The sequence below is a fragment of the Candidatus Poseidonia alphae genome, from assembly GCF_943787815.1.
Classification (GTDB): domain Archaea; phylum Thermoplasmatota; class Poseidoniia; order Poseidoniales; family Poseidoniaceae; genus Poseidonia; species Poseidonia alphae.
In genome coordinates this window covers 378790-397419 of record NZ_CALSNW010000003.1, presented here as the reverse complement: position 1 = coordinate 397419, position 18630 = coordinate 378790, and the positions used below count along the sequence as shown (strand labels likewise).

Genomic DNA, 18630 nt, shown 5'->3' with positions numbered 1-18630 from the left:
GCCCATTCACCTTGCATAATTTTATAGCAAGTTTGAATAAAGAAGGGATCCTCGCAAGGTCATGCTCGGCACGATTGGGAACAAATGGCTGGACCGCCTCCACCAACAACTTGCGAAAGAACTCCGTTCCAACGGATGGTCACAAATGGAGATCGCAAAGGCTACTGGTTCAACCCAGAGCACTGTATCCCGCCAAATTACCAAGGCAGCACTGAAACTTGGAGCAAGTGCAGATGAAGTCACCATCGACGGATGGGCTCAAGAACTTGCACATTCGATGACCCAAATGGGTAAGGAATCCGAAGTGATCCGCCAACGTTTGATCATTGAGTTTCAATTTACAGGCAACCAAAACATTCGCTATGACAAAACGCTCACCGGTATGAATCTCGATGCGGACCAAGCCTCTCTCGCCATATTGAGACGCCTTGAATGGTCCGCAGGCCGATTGGATTTGAAACGGCTCGCCTCCTACATGCCGGCTGTGGGCATGAACATGGCCGCTTGTACAAGTCAAGCCACAACAACAGATGAGGTTGCAGCATATCCCGGTCGAATGACCGTGGTTGAAGGATTGTTGCGACGGCATGAGACTCCGGTATTTGGAGCATCAAATCACCTTGCCAGCCTTCTCATGCGCGTCCGTGACATTGACCGAAGTAAAACTGCAATTCTTAATTTACGCCCGCCCATGGTTGACGGGATGGTCGACCAAGGCGACCTCGATTACATTTCAGATGAACTTGGATTCCAGCTAGGATTTGCACCAAAAGGTGAATTGCAGGAACAACAAGGCCCTCTTGACATCCTTATTGACGAAGGTGCCTTTGGCTGGGAGCCGTCTCTGTACATTCTCGGCAGTACGACGGCAGAACTCGTGGAACGATGCCATGTCATTATTGACGCCATGAACACGGAGTGAATGGACATGAAATTTTGTGCATCGGCATTCATGTTCTTGATATTGGTTACACCGTTGAGTGGATGCTTGGAACCAGTAACCAATTCGAAGGACGGTTGCAGTGTTCTTGAAACCAGTACATCCAACTCGACCACAGTTCGTATTTTAACCTATGATATAGCCGCATTTTCGCAATCCATGCTCGATGAATTTACCAACAGCACTGGCTACGAAATCGAACTCATTCGAGCAGACGATGCTGGTGGAATTCTAGAACAGTTGTTGCAAACACAAGGAACTCCGCAATCGGACATAGCAGTAGGTCTTGACAATACGTACCTCCAAACGGCTCTTGATTTCTGCCTCCTTCAGCCTCATTCAATAACAGCACCAGCGTTAGACCCCTCGGCCACCCAACCCTACGATGGAACATACGCCCTTCCTTTTGACCAGGGAGATGTCTGCCTCAACGTTGATGAAAACGGTTTGAACGAAACCGAACGAACATTCCCTGAGGATTTGTGGGAACTCACTGGACCCGAATGGAACGGGAAGACTTCCTTCCCGTCCCCAGTAACATCATCGCCAGGCAGGGCGTTCATGATTGCGACCATTGACTATTTTGAAAACGATGGGAATCAATCCACGAACGCATTCGATTGGTGGGAGGCTATGGCCGATAATGATGCACGGTTCACATCAGGTTGGACCGAAGCTTACGAAGTCCACTACTCTGGAGGTTACGGTGAATGGACAGAGGGACATATTGGCGATTCTCTTCTTACGGTCTCGTACTGTCACTCACCTGGAGTTGAAGCCTTTTACAGCGGTAACAGTACCCATTCCACCTCAATAACTCTGGAGCGCTCCACGTTCCATCAAGTCGAGTATGCTGGACTTACCAACGGGGCAACCAACGTTAACGGGGCCAATGCCTTCCTGAACTATCTTCTTTCAGAGGATGTCAATAGAAACATGCCGGAAAACAACCTCATGCTCTCGGTTCTACAAGAACCGACGTTTCCAGAGACCGATGGATACCAATGGCATACTGACACGCCAACAATGAATGCAAATGTCTCGATGGAACGCATTGCTCAAAACATGGATACATGGCTAAACCAATGGCAACTGGTAACTCAGTGAGATGAACATATGGCGTTGAACCAACGCAAGACTGCCCCTGCAAATGCATACCATGCTGCCCAATGGTTCGCCCTTGCTTGTGTCGTCGTTCTAGGCACTGCGCCTCTTCTTCTGGCCATCCTTCGTCTTTGGAACGTGACTCAGGTATCTCCCCTGGAAGCCCTACGCCAATTCCCTGAGCAAATCGGCGCAGTGGATGCATTGCGGTTTACCCTTATTGAAGCCCTGCTATCGACACTGCTCACCGTGATTCTCGGGCTCCCAGTTGCATGGGCTTTGGGTCGTTACCAATGGAGGAGGATTCGCTCAAAACGGGCACTCTTCTATCTTCCATTCGTCACCCCTCCAATTGTCGCCGCGGCTGGTTTTCTAGCCCTTACGTCTCCGGGTGGAATCTTACATGCGACTGGAATCGACCTGCGCGGTGAAACTGGATGGATTGGATGGCTTGCCCATACCACTGGCTGGCAGCATCCAGGTCACATGATCGCCCTGGTTCTCGCCCATGCATGGTTCAACCTATCACTGATGATTCGCTTTGTTGAGCCAGTCATTGCCCAACTTAACCCGACGTGGGAGGAGCAACTCCGGATGCTCCCCCAAGGGCAGTCTACGACCGGTCGTTGGCGCCATCTTTGGCTACCTGTTCTTGGCCCAAGTGTTGCCGTTGCTGCAACTTACGCCTTCTTTTTCTCCTTCACCTCGTTTGCATTGGTCAAGTGGTTGACACCAGATTTCAACACCCTTGAATCCCTTCTTGCAGACCTCGGGGGTTCAGCAGGCATCTACAATTACAGGATAGATACCAGTCTTGGCGTACTCGCAATTGCGGGACTACAGGCTATTTTGATGCTAATACTTCTCGCCAGCGCAGGTCTTCTTGAACGAAAGCATGCAATGATGATCTCTCTTCACGAAGAGCATACAAATCGGAACATCCGTGGACCTCCTCCGTTGAAATCTCGGTTCGTTGTCTATTCGTTGTTGCTTGCAAGTATGCTTCCGTTGGTTTCAGTCATTGTTGCTTCGTTCAGAAAACGGTCAACCACTCAAAGTGGCTCAACTGAATTCCATTGGACGCTTGAAGGATGGCAGCGCGCCTGGGCCGGCGACAACTCAACAATCACCCTCTTAGAGGCCCTTCAAAACTCACTGGTCTACGCAGGCCTTACGCTGATAATCGCCCTTCCGATCGGCTACATGCTCGCATCCATGTTTCACCGACTTGAACAGGATGGAAAGGGACGTTTGGCTTCTTTGCTTGACACATTCTGCATGATACCCCTTTCCGCTTCGGCCGTAATGATTGGACTGGGAGTTGTTCTTGGTCTGCTGAGATGGTATCCTGGACTTTTCATGTTTCGATACTTACCCGTCTTACCGCATGTCATGCTGGTCTTGCCTTTCCTCGTCAGAATGCTTCGCCCTGCATTCTCGAGAATTGAACCAGCTTTTGGTGAACAAGTGCGTCTCCTCAATCTCCCCCCTCTTCAGTCATGGTGGCACAGCAAGGGTGCCTCGATGGTGGCCCCAATGACAATGGCGGCATCGCTCTGCCTGGCCTTTTCCCTTGGTGAATTCGGAGCGACCTATCTGTTAATTCGGGTGGGTTCATGGGACTCCCTATCCATTATGGTGGACCAATTGCTTGGCCGCCCTAAATTCGACCCTCTGATCATGCCCACGGCAATGGCGGTGGCGGCATCGTTGATGCTGACAACGTTGCTTGTATTGTGGCTGAGTGAACAACTGCGAAGAACCCAAGGTGATGCGAATGATTGAACTCATCCAATTAACAAAAGCATACGGTGAACGAACCCTGTTTGAAGGCCTTAATCTCCGTTGTGAAAAGGGTGAAATCGTTTCAATACTCGGCCCGAGTGGTTGCGGCAAAAGCACATTGTTACGCATTTGTTGTGGCTTGATTGAGGCTGATGCGGGAGAGCGTCGGACCGCTGAAGGTCGCATCGAAAACGGAACCATTTCACCGACCATCGCCATGCTTTTCCAGCAGCCGGTTCTGTTCCCCCACCTCAATGTCGGAAAAAACGTTGGATTGGGAGGCGAACAAGGCATAGCAAAGGATGAACTCCTCAAACAAATATCTGCAGTTTTGAACTTTGTTGACATGCCTGGTACCGAGGGCAAGAACATCACGACCTTATCTGGAGGCGAAGCCCAAAGGGTAGCATTTGCTCGGGCATTGTTGCAGTCTCCAAATGTGATGTTGCTCGATGAACCCTTTGCGTCCCTTGGATTGGAGCAACGGCATCGTCTCGCACGGGAGACACGAAAGCGTCTGAAAGAACGAGGCATAACCACCATCCACGTCACCCATGATGAAGAGGAGGCAGTGATTATGGCAGACCGCGTCATTTCATGGAAAGATCTTGTATCGTCATCACAAAGCATACCAACTCCTATGAAGGAGGAAACACAAGGTACAGACAGTGAGGAATGATGATAGGAACGCCGGCTGATATTCTCAAGTACACACGGGCTGTTCAGATTCTCCTCAATGGATACAGCGGATACAAAACAGGAAAGCGGGTAGAAACCGACAAGCAAATCCGAGATGAAATCGTGCGCACAACAATTCGTGTACGCCAACACATGCAAAACATTCACGATCGTTCAGTAGACAACGACGACTTGCAAATGGTCCGTAATGCTCGCTCATGCATGCAGGAAATTGATGCCCTGATTGAAGATGTAGACAAATCCTCATCGGGAACCCAACATGCATTCTTTTCCGGTCAACGTACCGTTTCTAACAAGGACATGAAGGCATTGATCGTCCACGACCATGAAATGATCGAGATGGTAACCAATGCAGTCAATCTTTCCAATGATTCTGAGCGAGCTCAACAACAGGGAAGTGAAGAATTGGCGGCAACCATTCAAAGGTGCCAGCAGATGATTTCAAGCTGCAGGGGATTTTACAGTGAACGTTCAACACTCTTGAACGGTCTCAACAGTTAGGGGGGATATGATGACGAAATTCAGGTGGAGAGAAAGCCCAGAAACAATAGCACGCTTGGTGAAGACTGAGACGATCAAAACATGGAAAACAAGTGATGTCACGCTCAACCCCAACGAAGCATGTGCTTTCATTGAAGACGGGAAAATTGGAGATGTTTTGAGCGAAGAAGTCGTCCGCAACATCGGCGGAGGATTCGCTCGTTTCATGGGTGACTTTCTTGGCCGCAAAGCGAAAGACCGCCGCATGCTCTTTGCGATGACCGGACCAATGGACATCAGTGTGCCGTTTATTCATCCTCTCGGCGACGGACAAAGCGCCAAGGGTGTCGCTCAATTCCGATTGCAAATTCGAAAGGGAGACCTCCCCAAACTTCTCAATCTATTCGCCAATAGAGCACCGGTTCTTGATCGGGTCAATCTCTCCCTCATCATTGGACAAGAGGCCTCCCACCGCGTCATTGCACCAAGCCTTTCATCGGTTGACTCCCTCCCTGAACTGAGAGGATTTGAACTCCAAGAGCGGTTCCAAATGCGCAGCGACAAGGAACTTCGTCCCCTTCTCCAAGCCATGGGCTTGACCATGTTGGGCGCTATGCTCATTACCCATCAAACCGACCTTGAACGTCTGTCTGCACTCCAACATAGCCTTAGAGCAGCGACCGACACCGAGGGCGCACAGGCTGAAGCTGAAGTCCAACGCCTTGCACATCGTGAATCGGTAACGCTACGACGGATTGAATGTGAAATGAACATTCAACGAGGGCAGGCAAAAGGTCAAGTCATGATAGAAGTGGAACAAGAACTCCATGAATTGCGCAAACAGGAAGCCGTATGGGAAGCTGAATTGAAGCGAGACCATGCACGAGCAGAACTCGACGCCAAGAAAATGGAAGACAAAACCGCTGTAGCCATGTCGTTGTTCAATGAAGTTCAAGAGCGAAAGAAAGAGCGTATGAAAACCTCCAACGACCTCCAAGAGTCCATGATGCGACTTGCTGCTGAAAACGGCGCATTGACGCCAGAAGTCATGCAAGAGTTCCTCCGCCAACAAGGCGGAAAAGCACCGCTTGCTGTCCCGCATCCTTGCCCATCATGTCAACAAATTGTCCAACCAGAGTGGAATGTTTGCCCACACTGCGGCGCAGGACAACAGCAAGGGTGAGGCAGTGGTAGAGGGCGCACCCACAAATTCGTGGGCTTTTATGGACCGCTGGTTTCCACATTATCTCTCATGGTCACGCCCTCAAACGGCTCTGTTTTTACTTTCTATCTATCTTTTTACAGCAGCTGTACCGTACTTTGTCACGAACCAGATTGCAGCGTGGAGGGATGTGTCCCTCTTCAATCCAGAGAATTTCATTGATGACATGATACCTTACATGCCTTGGACCATCGTGTTTTACTTCTCGTTCTACCTGTACTTCCCCGTCGTAGCATGGTACGGTTCTGGTGATGGGAATCGACGTGTCGAGGGACTCATCTTTCACGCATACCTCACACTCGCAACATGGATGGCTTGTCTGCTGTTCATCGTCACGCCAGTTAAAGTCAATCTACGACACCAAGTCACCATTGATGATGGATTATTGGACCCGTTTCTAAAATCCCTCTACGACGCAGACCCACCGTTCAACTCATGGCCCTCACTCCACGTGTTCCAGAGCCTTCTCATCGTCCTTGTCATTCGTCGGTGGATGGTACAAGATGGGAAATGGACCAGGGCTCATTCAATCCTCGTGGGCATCGGCTGGAGCCTTCTTGTTCTGTCGACCATGGGAATCAAGCAGCATTACATGTTTGACGCCATAACTGGATGTGTGTTTGCAATGCTGGTTTGGTTGTACCTGTGTCAACCTAAACTCAACCAAACAGAACATTGACCGTTTGAGGACTTGTAAGGTAGATGGTGAGCCCGATTCCGGCCATAATCATCATCCAAGAACCAACCATTTTGATCATACCAGTTGCCCTTCGCAGGAAGTTGATCATCACTTGACGACCCATTCCAACGAGCATGGTAACCGCCACCATGAGCAGAAGCAAGCCAACCATCAAACCGGCCACACCAAATGCAATCGCTGAGGCACCCAGAGTCCCGAGGAAGATGACGAAAGGAAGAACTGCTGCTGCTGTGCAATCAATGGATGCGGCTGCGTATCCAATACCATAGAGGTACATATTACGACGAGGCGTGAAGGTTTCATCCATCTCAGTCGTACTGTATTTGTCAACCCATTTTTGAACGAATCCCATGACATGTGAAGTAACGCCGAGCAGCATCATCGAGCCGAGTACGATGAGTAGGATGGCAACGAAAATGGCGATGGTGTGAATGATTCCAGAAGAGGCGAAAAATTCACCCATTAACAGCGCAAGAATCCCGATGAAACCAAAGAACGTCCACATGCCCAAACCCGAAAGGATTCCAATATTGAAGGAACTCGGCATTCCTGTTTTCAGTTTGCCTTGCTCGATTAATTCATCCTCTCTTGCTCCGAGAGAGAGATAGTAAGAGATGAAGCCAGGTAGAACGGGGAAGGCACAGGGTGAGAAATATACGAGAATGGATAGGACCATTCCAAGTACAAAGACAGCAAGAACCGATGTTTCAGGCTCTTCCCAACCGATCCTGGAATCAAATGTTTCACTCACATTGCTGGAGATGGCGGTCATCAAGGTCCCATCAAAAGAGGACCATGAGGTCGGCAGGAGTGCCCGTCGGTTGTTGCTCAATGATGTAACCCTCCTCATCAATGATCATGACAACAGGGATTTGCCCAGCCCCTTTGGTGGTGAAAAGACGGACGGGGTCAGTTGTTGTTCCATCCTCAAGAAGGGCTGCATCTTCTGAACCAAGGCCGGTAGGATACAACGGGACCGTGTAGGATTTCTTGCTTTCGTTAAGGTATTCGAGGGTTTCACCGTACCAGGCACCGTAAGCGAAGATTTTGAGGGAAGTGTTGTTCTCTTCGGCACTGCGTTGCCAGTCATCCATATTCGCCTCAATATATCTTTGAACAGCGTGACAATTGCTGCAATCACGAGCCATGAGGTCCAAGATGATGATGCTTCCACGATGGTCATCAAGATTGATGAAACCCGTTTCATTGGTCACGCCCGCATCGATATCAGAGCGATTCAGGGACTCAAAGACGATGTTTGGAATTGGAGCCGGTTCGGCGTCCGATTGAAACAATTCATCCATGCTGTCAAACATGGATAGCGCAGCGAAGGAAATGGTTCCAAACATGATAAGGGCAATTCCAAATGCCTGCCATGTCGTTTTCTCCTTGAAAACGCCAAAATCGACTTGGTCAAGGAACCCCATGACCCGTACTGGGAGCCGGACGTTCAATAATGTAGCCCACTCAGTTTTTCAATGCCAATGGATAGACTTGTCAACTAATGGTGGGCTCGGAGAGAATCGAACTCTCGATCTTCGCCATGTGAAGGCGGCATCATAACCCCTAGACCACGAGCCCTAGGTAAATCGCCCACCCGCCTCACGGGTTTAAGCCATACTGTGCTCATCGGTGCTGATTGAGATGGACCAGTCCGACTTCAAGACGCTCGTGCGTTGGATGGACTTCCACGAGCATCACAGGCACCTCCAGCACCGCAGCCAGTTCCTCTGCGAGGGTGAGCGGTAATTCGATGCGCTGTGTTGCTCCATCGTAGCGAATCCATCCATCTGCAATTCCCAATTCTTCCTTGAGTTCACTGATGTCATCGTTGGCATCTTGAAGTTCAGCAGGAATGGCCCCAAACAAAATGGTATCATCATCACTCAGAACTTCGTAAGGACGCAGGGTCGCTTGACCACGGCGTTTGAACCGATTTCGGAGTTGTCCTGCATCTTTGTATTTCGCAGTACAGAATTTCAAGTGATAGGATTTATCTTGAGCGGCTTCTTTCAGACGCAGAGCAAGTTCTGCCGAACCTTCAGCCGCTGCAGTGATCCCTCCACTGAGGTTGAATCCTCTGACGTCCATGTTCTCTTGATTGCCGACCGTGATTTCCAATTCATTCAGATTGAGGAATTCCACCGGAACGGTTTCAAGTTCGTCAAGAAGGGCAAAGAGCCCTTCCTCGTTATCGGGCTCACACGGCAACTCAACACCAACCGTGATGTTGTGTTCGCTGCAAGCCTCCATCGTAGCGCGGTATTTGTCCGTCGTTCCGCTCAATAAATGAAAGCGGATTTCATCCAACCCGGCTTCGCCGAAATCCTTTGCACGTAGAGGGTCAAAGGGAATTGACGTGTAGACATGGATGTGATGCTCAGGACCAAATGCAGCCTTCAATTGACGCACGGCTTCAAGTGTTTTCTCCAAATCAAGCATCGGGTCGCCACCCGTAATTCCGGTACCGGTTGCGTTCATCGCTTGCCCTTCCTCAATGACTTCATCCCAAGATGTGCATCGACGTTCGTTGGCAAACATGTCGGGAGTTTCACGACGGTTTTCCGATAACGGGCAGTAATCGCAACCCCAATGGCACTTTCCTGTGACGAAGAGAACCAACTTGCTTCCTTGTTGACATTGGATGCAACCCTCTGCTTCACCGTCCTCAGCGGGTAAGATTTCGGTGGCCATCGTTAGACTTCGCATCATTCGGCCCCCTTGGTATGTTCTGCCTGAGAGAGCAACCACCGATGAAACCGTCGGTCCAATGTCAATTCAGGATGGAAGGTTAGACCCAATCGCATGCCGTCAAGAACACCAACGATTTCATCTCCGAGCATAGCAACCGGAGTGCACGAGAGCTCTTCTGCTACGAACCTCGGTGCTCGAATGAAGACTCCGGGAAATCCTTCTTTTACAATTTGAGCAGCCTGTGATTTCATTTCCAGTGGTTGATGAGCAAACATGTCCCGGTCTGCAGGAGCGACATCACATGCATCACCCTGAGGAGTTTCAAGCATCACATCAACCGTTGATTCAAACGATTGGCGTTGTCGGCCCCATCCATTTCGTTGTATGGATGCTTGCAAGAACGGTGTCCGTTCTTCGCCAGGAGAAGCCATCAAAATAGCTCCCGCACAGGTTCCCATTACCGGTCGGTTAGGATGGTTGTTCATCCAGTCAAAGAGGGCTTCAAGGAGCGATTCATGTTGACTGGCGATTCGCATGGTTGTGGATTCGCCCCCGGGTAGAATCAATGCATCCAAATCCGAACTCACATGCGATGCGCGCCGGCATTCAACGATGTTCAGTTCAAGCCCCAACTCACCTGCTGCGCCCCGTAATGCTTCGGCATGTTCATGGCGAGCGCCTTGAAGCATGGCCAAGCCAACACTGAGCATGTCCACCCCTAACGCCTCTTCCCTATCAGTCCAACGCCTCGTGTAGAAAACAAGTCATGAGTAGGGGAAGACACAATTCAGTTCAAGAACCGTCAAGCACGCCATTGAAGCATGTCCCACAGTGGCGACTGCTTTCTTGTCCCCGGCCCGGTGCGAATGAACGACGCTTGTTTGCAAGCCATGGCCACGCCGGTAATGACGGCCCGAGGCCCCGAATTCCGACAGGTGATGGCGGGGTTGAATTCGGGCCTTCGCTATGCGTTTAATCTCAGCCCATCATCACCTGAAATGAAGCAGCAATCTTGGACCGGTGAAGACGGATACAAGGTCGTCGTCGTATCCGGAAGTGGAACTGCAGCCATGGAAATGGTGATTGCAAACCGCTTCCGTCAAAACGACTTGGTTCTCGTCCCTACCAACGGCAAGTTCGGTGAACGTGTTGCTCAGATTTGTGAACAGTTCTGTAATGTGAAGCACCTCAAATACGATTGGGGGCGTTCCTTTGACCTGTACGAATTGGAACAGCAACTGGAACGCAAGTGCTACGAAGCAGTCTTGATTTGTCACAACGAAACCAGCACTGGAATCACTCAAGACGCCGCTGCGATTGCGGAGATGTGTGCACGTCATGAAACAGCGTTCATTTTGGACGGAATCACCTCGGTAGGCGGCATGCCCGTTCACCCAGCAGAATGGAAGGCGGAAGCGGTAGTGATGGGCGCACAAAAGTGCACAGCAGGACCATCGGGCATTGCAGCCGTTGCCGTCAGCCCTCATTGCGTTGAACGCATGAATGCCATTCATGCACAAAACGATACGAATCCTAGGTATTATCTCGACATGATGGCGGCTCTGAAGAAGGGTGACGATGACCAAACACCCTGGACACCTGCAATCAACTTGGCCATGGGTTGGTCAGCAGCCCTCGGAGTTCTCAAAGAAGAAACCAATGAAGGGCGCTGGAACCGTTGTGAACACCTGGCGAACGGTGTTCGGAATTTATTTTCAGACCTTGGCTTTGTTCTTCTTGCCGACGAAGGACAGCGTAGCAATACCGTCACTGCAATCATGTATCCCGAAGGCATTGACGACTCTTGGCGTTCGGCACTCAAGGACAAGTATCACACCCAGGTCATAGGAGCTCAAGACCATCTCAAAGGCAAGATGTTCCGGGTAGGTTCAATGGGAGAAACTCCGGTCGAAGAAATGGTTGAGGGCTGCATCCGTATGCTCGCATGTTTTGCTGAATTCGGAGCAGAACTTCAAGAAGTTGATGTGAGATCCTATTTTCAGTGAGGGAACGCCATGACACGATGCATCGTATTGGGACGGTTTCAACCGTTCCATCTTGGACACGCAGCCCTCGTCAAAGCCGCAGGCAAGCATGCCGGTGCTGAAGGAGAAGTGGTCGTCGCCATCGGTTCATCACAAGCCGAGTGGGAAGCAAGAAACCCATGGACCGTGAGCGAACGTGAAGCGATGATACGAACGTGGGCTGAACAAGAACACATCGCTTTGGAAGTGGTGGGCATTGAAGACATCAACGACCCACCGAATTGGGTTGAGCATGCAACGAAGATGCACGGAAAAGGAGTGCTGGTCACCTCGGATGAGCCAACGGCTGACCTTTACGAGGCGAGTGGATGGACCGTTAAACGGGTTGATTTGTCGCAACGAGAAACGCTTGAAGGCTGGCGTGTACGTCAAACCATCCGCATGCTTTCAACGGTTTTTGATGACGATGCTGCTCGTGAAGTTTTGAAAACGAGCGTCCCACCATCGGTGATTGAGTGGTTGATTGACAACGATGCCATGTTCCGTTGTTCCACGTTTGATACCGGCGTACACGCAGGATAATTCAATCTGAAGCAACGACGACTCGGGCTGCGAGTATGACCTTTGATTTGTACAGATAACCCTGTTCTAAAACATCAACAACCGTCCCTGTAGGATAGTGTTCAGAAGAAGGTATTGTTGTAATGGCTTCCATTTTGGCTGGGTCAAAAGAGGCTTCCTTTGCGTCGATAAGAACGACCCCGTCCGCCTGCAGTTCATGCCACATTTTGTTTCGTAGCAAGCGCAATCCCTGTGCAATGGGGGTATCGTCTTCTGCTTCAATACCGACCATAGCACGGTCAACATCTCCAAGAATGGTCAACATTCTACGGGCAAGGCCCATTCCGCCGTATTGAATCAATTCGGCCTTTTCACCCATCATTCGCTTTCGAACATTTTGGATTTCTGCATCCTTGTATGCTATTTCTTTCTCAGCGAATTCCGCACGCTCAAGAGCGATTTCAAGAGGGTCTCGCTCTTCTTCAACCTCAATCTCAAGTTCTTCTTCTGGTAAAGGCTCGGAAATCTCCTCTTCCACTGCTGGTGGAATTTGTGCTTCCACTTCAGTTTCGTCGACCGGTGATTCTTCAGACAATTCGTCGGACATCAGTTGGCGGTTCCGCGCATGGATTTTGAACCCCACGCTTAGGATGAATGAAGATAGGAGGTGAGATTCCACGCTCCGTAGCCCCATTTGGTAGCCTCAAGATGCTCCCGCCCCAGAACCCATTCCAAATCATTCTCATCCGCCGCACGGTTTACCGCATACACCAGGGCTTTCGAGGCACGATTGTGGGCTTGAAATGTTGGGACAATTTTCGGATCGTCTTTTTCATCGATCGATTCACCAAGAGCTTTCCTTCTCGTCATCCAATTGAGGACAACCCGTTCTGCGTATTCATCGGCAGATATGCCTTTGAGATTCACGTGAACCTTCTCCCAAACGTGTTGAGTGTAGAGTTCATGAATATCGGCAACGTCAGAGCGAAGGGCTTCTTCCAGGTAGAGAAATGCCCGTCCTTCCCAAACTTCCCATTGCCCGGGACTGGCCCATTTCATGAGTAAAAGAAGTCCTTCTTCACCGTCTTGACACGATGAAAGCGCATCGCGCACTAAGTGGTCTTCGCCAATGTTTTGCTCATCCATCCAATCCAACAATTCGGCCTCTGCATCAATTGCAAAGCTGTTGGTCAGTTCATTGTCTTGCTCAGGCCGACGATCACGAAAACCACCGGAAGCCATTCCGGTTGAGAGTTCGGCCCACGAACGATTCATGAGAAACTCAAGAGTTGGGGCGTGGACAAGAAGTCCAATCATCTCAAGCCCCATACGCCATTGGAAGCCACGGTCTCGTTTGAGGCCATCGCTCCACCAATCCTCAACAGGAACGGTTGGGAAAGTACTTTGTACGCCTCAATTGTAGTGAAGGCATGCGCAGGATTCTTACGATTCTCTTTTGCCTATCGCTGCTCGGCCTCCCCATGAATGCAAATGCGCAAATGACTGGGGCTGCTGTTTCGCTCGAATGCACAGAGTCATACATGCCCACGGACCCACTCGCCGGAGGAAACGAATCCTTTGAGTGTACGGTGTCAAACCCAACAACATACACTGAAAACATCAGCATAGGAGTTACTGGCGACGGGCTTGAAGTTGACGCTCCAGCCTATCTCAACGTCTCTGCGGGCGGAAATGTAACCTTCAATGTCAGTGTCGCATGGGATGCTGGAGTTGACCCTGATTCAGTACGCACCATTACAACCACTGCAAGTGTAACTGCCATGAATGATGTTCCGCCGCCCAACTCAGCATCCACATCAGCCAACACGTTGTTTGACTTTGGACACAATTATAGCGCGAATGGCTGCACTACCAATGCAACCACTACGCCCAATACATTCAATTCCAATGAAAGGAACGTGAAGGTGCAACCACAACATGTGGAAACATCACACTTGAACTGAATTATTCTGCTGCCCCAATCCATGCAGAGAACTTCGCACTCTTGAGCATCATGGGTTGTTATGATAGCACCACTTCCACCGAGTCATCGATAATTTCATGATTCAAGGTGGCGATTTCACCAACTACGATGGCACAGGAGGACATGCTGCAAATTCTAAGGGTTTGTAACGGACAGCAGCGCTTCTCCAATGATTGCTCATGCAGACGTCATACACCATTCCCAGATGAAGCAAACAATGGATTGATCATTTCCTTATGTGCTTTCAATGGCCAAAGACAGTGCCCCAAATACCGGTGGCTCTCAATTCTTTATTGTTGACCTGACGCAGTGTCGATGGAACTCCTGGAACACCTCATCTAAATGGAGTTCACACTGTGTTTGGGAAGGTTATGGATGGCACATCATGTAGTTGACGACATCAGCCAAGTATCTACTGAGAATACCGGCCTGTCGTGGATGTTGTGATTGAGCGAGCAATTGTCGTATCCGATGTATCTTTTGACTCGGACTCTGATGGTATTAACAACGAGGCAGACAATTGTCCCGATGATGCAAATCCAAACCAAGAAGACATTGACAACGATACCATGGGAGACGCTTGCGATGATGACATTGACAACGACCTGGTGGATAATTCTGATGATGCATTCCCATTTGATGTCAACGAACAATCTGACTTTGACGGCGATGGAACCGGTGATAACGCAGACGCTGATGATGATAACGACGGCTTGAACGACACGGAAGACGCATTTGACAACGACGCCAATGAAACCACAGACACTGACGAAGACGGTATTGGAAACAATGCAGATGCAGACGATGATGGTGACGGCATTGTGGATGAAAGCGACAATTGCCCGCTGGTTGCAAACGCTGACCAGGCCGACGCAGACAACGACGGCGTCGGCACAGCATGTGACGCTGATGAGGCTGAAGACGAAACCCCAGCCGTGCCGGCCATCAGCCTTGCTGCAACCGGTCTGGTCGTTCTCTTGGCGACTATCATGACTCGTCGGGATTGAGTCCATCGGCCCGTTGAAGTGCCTTTTTTGTAAGAGCCTTCAAGAACGACGTGCTGAACCCCGAAGCAGGAGGGTCTTGTCTTGGCGACGATTAAAGAGCAAATCGAGTTGATTCGCGCTGAGATCGATAAGACCCAGAAAAACAAGGCCACCAACGCTCACATTGGGAAGTTGAAGGCCAAAATCGCTCAACTCAAACTCAAGGAAGAGAAGGTCGCCGCACATTCGAAAGCGAGCGGTGGAGGCAAAGGGTTTGAGATTCGTAAATCCGGAGATGCTACCGTTGCCCTCGTTGGCTTCCCTTCAGTTGGTAAATCAACCCTCATCTCGAAGGTCACAGATGCACACTCAGAAATCGGTGGCTACGCTTTTACAACCCTCACGTGTATTCCAGGTGTGATGGAACACCGTGGAGCAAAAATTCAGATTCTGGACTTGCCCGGTCTCATCAAAGGAGCCGCTGAAGGGAAAGGCCGTGGTCGAGAAATCCTCAACGTGATTCGTAGCGCAGACATGGTCCTCTACATCGTTGACCCGTTCCAAGACGGCCACTTTGATGTTCTTCACAGAGAATTGCACAATGCTGGACTTCGCTTGAACGAAGAGAAACCACCCATCTTCATCAAGCGAACCGACCGAGGTGGTGTTGAAATCCGTAGCACTGTTGAGCAGACTCACCTGACGAATGAAGAAATGGCAGACATCATTCGTTCGTTTGGCTACACCTCTGCTCTGGTCACCCTGCGTGAAGATTCCACTGCTGAACAAATCGTAGACTGTCTCGCCGGAAATCGTATCTATGAAACTGCGGTTATTGCGATCAACAAAATTGACATTGCAACCGACCATGATATCGCAAGAGCACGTGCAGCACTTCCTCAGGAATGGCCAATCATGAACATTTCAGCGTTCAAGGACATTGGATTGGATGAGATGAAGGATTTTATCTATGACAATCTAGGATTTATGCGAGTGTACCTCAAACCGCAAGGTCAAGAAGCTGACATGGAAGAACCTCTCATCGTTAAGGACGATTCAACGGTTCAAAACATTTGCATCAAACTTCACCGTGATTTCGTGAGGAAATTCCGATTTGCACGAATTTGTGGACCCAGTGCTAAATTCGACGACCAGAGGGTCGGCCTGGACCACCAACTAAAGGACGGAGATGTGTTGACCATCGTCGTCAAACGCTGAACATTTCAATCCCTGATGAAGAGGTGAACCATTGAACGAAAGAACCGAGGGAAAACTTCCCATCTTGTACTCCTTTCGTCGCTGCCCTTATGCCATGCGAGCTCGAATGGCCATCGTACGGACTGGATACGAAGTCGAACATCGAGAAGTGATTCTTCGAGACCGACCCGCTCACATGCTGGAAGTTTCTCCAAAAGGGACCGTCCCAGTATTGTTATTGAACGATGGAACCGTCATCGAAGAGAGTCTCGAAATCATGCAGCATGTCTTGAACTGGAATCTTAACCCAAATGAACAAGAATGGATTGAACGTAATGATGGGGAGTTCAAGTTTCATCTCGACCGTTACAAATATCCAAACCGTTACGATGATGTTGATGAAACCGAGCACAGGACTGCGGCTTGTGAATACATCATGTCACTCGAGAACCAACTGCCTGTAGGCCATCTAAGCGATGCCATCTTCCCCTTTGTTCGCCAATTTGCAAATCATAATCGGGAGTGGTTTGACCTGCAACCTTGGCCCCGTGTTCATCAATGGCTGGCAGAATGTCTTGGGTCAGAAGAGTTCTCTCTTTGCATGAAGAAACACAAACAATGGAAGCCGAACGAGTGAACTGCGAAGCGTGGTACACAGAATTTCAAATACGTCAATGAGGGTTAATGACATGGTTGCAGATAGCATGGCCTCTGATGATGAACTGGAAGGTTCCAGATTACCATTACCGGGTGATGATGCATCAAATGAAGGGACGGCTCGTCGAGGCTTCATTCTGTTTGGAACAACATTTTTCCTCCTTCTCTACCGTTGGAACTTGGAACCCATCATCTATCTCCTGTTCATATTCATCGCGTTTCGCATCGGAGTTTGGCTTCTCTCTAAAACAACCTTATTTGCCGTTGAGCCATTGTCTAAATCTTCCAGTTCTAGAAAGCGTGGATGGCAACTTAGCGGTCTAGTGATCGGGTCATTTCTCATCTTCATTCTGCTTGGAGGTGCACTGTTTTTGAGCCTCTCCCCGCAACCGGGAGGGGCCGCTGAATCGTTTGAATCTCCTCATTTTGATGACGGAACCTTCCAAAACATGGATTCGGAAGAAACAAAGGCCAACGACTCATTTTGGGGTACACTCCGGAATTTCATGGTGAGTGACAGTCAACGGTCTCCAAATTCGGTATTACCTACAAGAGAATACCAGCCCTTAGAACTCGAGGGCGAAGAGATTAGCATTACCTGGTTGGGCCACTCAACGCTTCTGATTCAATCGTACAACATGACCATCATCACTGACCCGTTGTTTGGACATGAACATACCGACCCCCTCTTCTTTGGCCCTACTCCATTTCCTTACGAACACACCTACAGTCCCAGTCAATTGCCTCAAATTGATTATGTGTTCATTTCGCACGACCATTATGACCATCTTGACATGGACACTGTTCACGAACTTCGTGATTCCACCTTCTATGTCCCTCTCGGCGTCAAAGCTCACCTCTTGCGATGGAATGTTGAAGAGGCCAACATCATTGAGATGGATTGGTACGATGAGGCTACCGTATCAAACGAATTCCAAGTGGCATTCACTCCATCGCAGCACTTTAGCGGCCGAGGTTTGTTCAACATGGACACGACGTTGTGGGGTTCTTGGGTGTTCCAACTTCACAACAAGTCCATGTACTTCAGCGGTGACAGTGGATACACCGATGAATTTTCTGTCATTGGCGAGAAATACGGTCCGTTCGACCTTGCGTTTATTGAATCGGGCCAGTACGACCCTGCATGGAAAGACGTGCATATGTTTCCGGATGAGGTCATCCAAGCTGCTCATGACTTGAAGGCCCGTTCGGTACTGCCGATTCATAATTCTAAATTCGAATTGGCCCTTCACCCTTGGGACGAGCCACTTCGACTTGTCTCATCAAAAGGGGCTGAACAAAACCTCACCATCACAACACCGATGATCGGTGAGACCTTCCTGCTCAACCAAACGCTTCCAAGTGAACCATGGTGGGAGGGCGTATCGATTGGAACACCTTCGTTTTTGAAAACCAATCCGCTGGTTGGGATTGCCCTTGCGCCTCTCAACCTCGTTGGTATCGTATGGATGATTGCAGGACGCCAAGCAAAACGAAACAATGACGATGCTGAAGAATGACCCGCATTTGGCGGAACATTCGTTCAAGAACTTCTGCGGCTCGTAGAGCGGCTTGAAGACCCGGTGACGAACAGGGACTACTGAACGTTCCTTAGGTATTACAGCCGAACATCATG

General features: G+C 49.7%; 20 protein-coding genes, 1 tRNA gene and 1 pseudogene. 15 read left to right on the top strand and 7 right to left on the bottom strand.

The features are described 5' to 3' along the window. Positions 1 to 61: 61 nt before the first annotated feature. Genes AAA857_RS06525 through AAA857_RS06495 form a run of 7 tightly spaced genes read left to right on the top strand, consistent with a single transcriptional unit; the run spans position 62 to position 6909 of the window. Positions 62 to 922, top strand: coding sequence for a thiamine-phosphate synthase family protein (locus AAA857_RS06525; RefSeq protein ID WP_338174150.1), 861 nt, complete (start codon positions 62 to 64; stop codon positions 920 to 922). Beyond that, positions 923 to 2047 carry a thiamine ABC transporter substrate-binding protein gene (locus tag AAA857_RS06520; RefSeq protein WP_338174149.1) on the top strand — a complete coding sequence of 375 codons (1125 nt, stop codon included), beginning with the start codon at positions 923 to 925 and terminating at the stop codon, positions 2045 to 2047. 9 nt (positions 2048 to 2056) lie between these two features. Next, a complete protein-coding gene (locus AAA857_RS06515) occupies positions 2057 to 3829 on the top strand; it encodes a hypothetical protein (RefSeq protein WP_338174148.1) in 1773 nt (590 codons plus the stop codon). Beyond that, on the top strand, positions 3822 to 4508 hold the full coding sequence (locus tag AAA857_RS06510) for an ATP-binding cassette domain-containing protein (RefSeq protein ID WP_338174147.1): 687 nt from the start codon (positions 3822 to 3824) through the stop codon (positions 4506 to 4508). The genes AAA857_RS06515 and AAA857_RS06510 overlap by 8 nt, the downstream gene beginning before the upstream one ends. Next, positions 4508 to 5029, top strand: a complete 522-nt coding sequence (locus AAA857_RS06505) for a hypothetical protein (RefSeq protein WP_338174146.1) — start codon at positions 4508 to 4510, stop codon at positions 5027 to 5029. The genes AAA857_RS06510 and AAA857_RS06505 overlap by 1 nt, the downstream gene beginning before the upstream one ends. Before the next feature lie 10 nt (positions 5030 to 5039). Continuing rightward, positions 5040 to 6191 carry a hypothetical protein gene (locus AAA857_RS06500; protein WP_338174145.1) on the top strand — a complete coding sequence of 384 codons (1152 nt, stop codon included), beginning with the start codon at positions 5040 to 5042 and terminating at the stop codon, positions 6189 to 6191. Then, positions 6151 to 6909 (top strand): phosphatase PAP2 family protein, encoded by a 759-nt coding sequence (locus AAA857_RS06495; protein ID WP_338174144.1) that lies wholly within the window; start codon positions 6151 to 6153, stop codon positions 6907 to 6909. Before AAA857_RS06500 ends, AAA857_RS06495 begins: the two co-directional genes overlap by 41 nt. Here AAA857_RS06495 and AAA857_RS06490 read toward each other — a convergent pair. The 5 genes from AAA857_RS06490 to AAA857_RS06470 form a co-directional block, all read right to left on the bottom strand. Beyond that, entirely contained in the window at positions 6890 to 7762 is an 873-nt protein-coding gene (locus AAA857_RS06490; protein WP_338174143.1) for a hypothetical protein, read from the bottom strand. The two genes, AAA857_RS06495 and AAA857_RS06490, sit on opposite strands and share 20 nt — an antisense overlap. Then, positions 7713 to 8357 (bottom strand): hypothetical protein, encoded by a 645-nt coding sequence (locus AAA857_RS06485; RefSeq protein WP_338174142.1) that lies wholly within the window; start codon positions 8355 to 8357, stop codon positions 7713 to 7715. The genes AAA857_RS06490 and AAA857_RS06485 overlap by 50 nt, the downstream gene beginning before the upstream one ends. A 78-nt stretch (positions 8358 to 8435) precedes the next feature. Further along, positions 8436 to 8511: transfer RNA gene (locus tag AAA857_RS06480), tRNA-Val, on the bottom strand. Positions 8512 to 8556: 45 nt separating this feature from the next. After that, the gene (locus tag AAA857_RS06475) at positions 8557 to 9624 is read right to left on the bottom strand and encodes a radical SAM protein (RefSeq protein WP_338174141.1); all 1068 of its coding nucleotides are present in this window, start codon (positions 9622 to 9624) and stop codon (positions 8557 to 8559) included. A 14-nt stretch (positions 9625 to 9638) separates the two neighbouring features. Further along, a complete protein-coding gene (locus AAA857_RS06470) occupies positions 9639 to 10334 on the bottom strand; it encodes a hypothetical protein (protein WP_338174409.1) in 696 nt (231 codons plus the stop codon). Between the two features lie 111 nt (positions 10335 to 10445). On the opposite strand from AAA857_RS06470, the gene AAA857_RS06465 reads away from it, so the two are divergent. Beyond that, the gene (locus AAA857_RS06465; protein ID WP_338174140.1) at positions 10446 to 11630 is read left to right on the top strand and encodes an alanine--glyoxylate aminotransferase family protein; all 1185 of its coding nucleotides are present in this window, start codon (positions 10446 to 10448) and stop codon (positions 11628 to 11630) included. Between the two features lie 9 nt (positions 11631 to 11639). Beyond that, positions 11640 to 12191, top strand: coding sequence for an adenylyltransferase/cytidyltransferase family protein (locus AAA857_RS06460; RefSeq protein WP_338174139.1), 552 nt, complete (start codon positions 11640 to 11642; stop codon positions 12189 to 12191). 1 nt (position 12192) lies between these two features. Here the strand turns inward: AAA857_RS06460 and AAA857_RS06455 are convergent, their stop codons facing one another. After that, positions 12193 to 12777, bottom strand: a complete 585-nt coding sequence (locus AAA857_RS06455) for a nucleotide exchange factor GrpE (RefSeq protein WP_338174138.1) — start codon at positions 12775 to 12777, stop codon at positions 12193 to 12195. Between the two features lie 38 nt (positions 12778 to 12815). After that, entirely contained in the window at positions 12816 to 13499 is a 684-nt protein-coding gene (locus AAA857_RS06450) for a hypothetical protein (protein WP_338174137.1), read from the bottom strand. 101 nt (positions 13500 to 13600) lie between these two features. Here AAA857_RS06450 and AAA857_RS06445 point away from each other — a divergent pair, with 101 nt between their 5' ends. The 6 genes and pseudogenes from AAA857_RS06445 to AAA857_RS06420 all read left to right on the top strand — a co-directional run bounded on the left by AAA857_RS06445 (position 13601) and on the right by AAA857_RS06420 (position 18514). Then, positions 13601 to 14134 (top strand): hypothetical protein, encoded by a 534-nt coding sequence (locus AAA857_RS06445; RefSeq protein WP_338174135.1) that lies wholly within the window; start codon positions 13601 to 13603, stop codon positions 14132 to 14134. Between the two features lie 502 nt (positions 14135 to 14636). Then, positions 14637 to 14741 (top strand): annotated as a pseudogene (locus AAA857_RS06440) (thrombospondin type 3 repeat-containing protein); the annotation flags it as partial. Further along, complete coding sequence (locus AAA857_RS06435) at positions 14724 to 15161, top strand: thrombospondin type 3 repeat-containing protein (RefSeq protein WP_338174408.1); 438 nt, start codon at positions 14724 to 14726, stop codon at positions 15159 to 15161. The pseudogene AAA857_RS06440 and the gene AAA857_RS06435, both read left to right, overlap by 18 nt. An 81-nt stretch (positions 15162 to 15242) precedes the next feature. After that, positions 15243 to 16358 (top strand): GTP-binding protein, encoded by a 1116-nt coding sequence (locus AAA857_RS06430; RefSeq protein WP_338174134.1) that lies wholly within the window; start codon positions 15243 to 15245, stop codon positions 16356 to 16358. Positions 16359 to 16389: 31 nt separating this feature from the next. Next, positions 16390 to 16974 (top strand): glutathione S-transferase, encoded by a 585-nt coding sequence (locus AAA857_RS06425; protein ID WP_338174133.1) that lies wholly within the window; start codon positions 16390 to 16392, stop codon positions 16972 to 16974. Positions 16975 to 17026: 52 nt separating this feature from the next. Then, positions 17027 to 18514 carry an MBL fold metallo-hydrolase gene (locus AAA857_RS06420; protein ID WP_338174132.1) on the top strand — a complete coding sequence of 496 codons (1488 nt, stop codon included), beginning with the start codon at positions 17027 to 17029 and terminating at the stop codon, positions 18512 to 18514. Positions 18515 to 18630 lie beyond the last annotated feature (116 nt).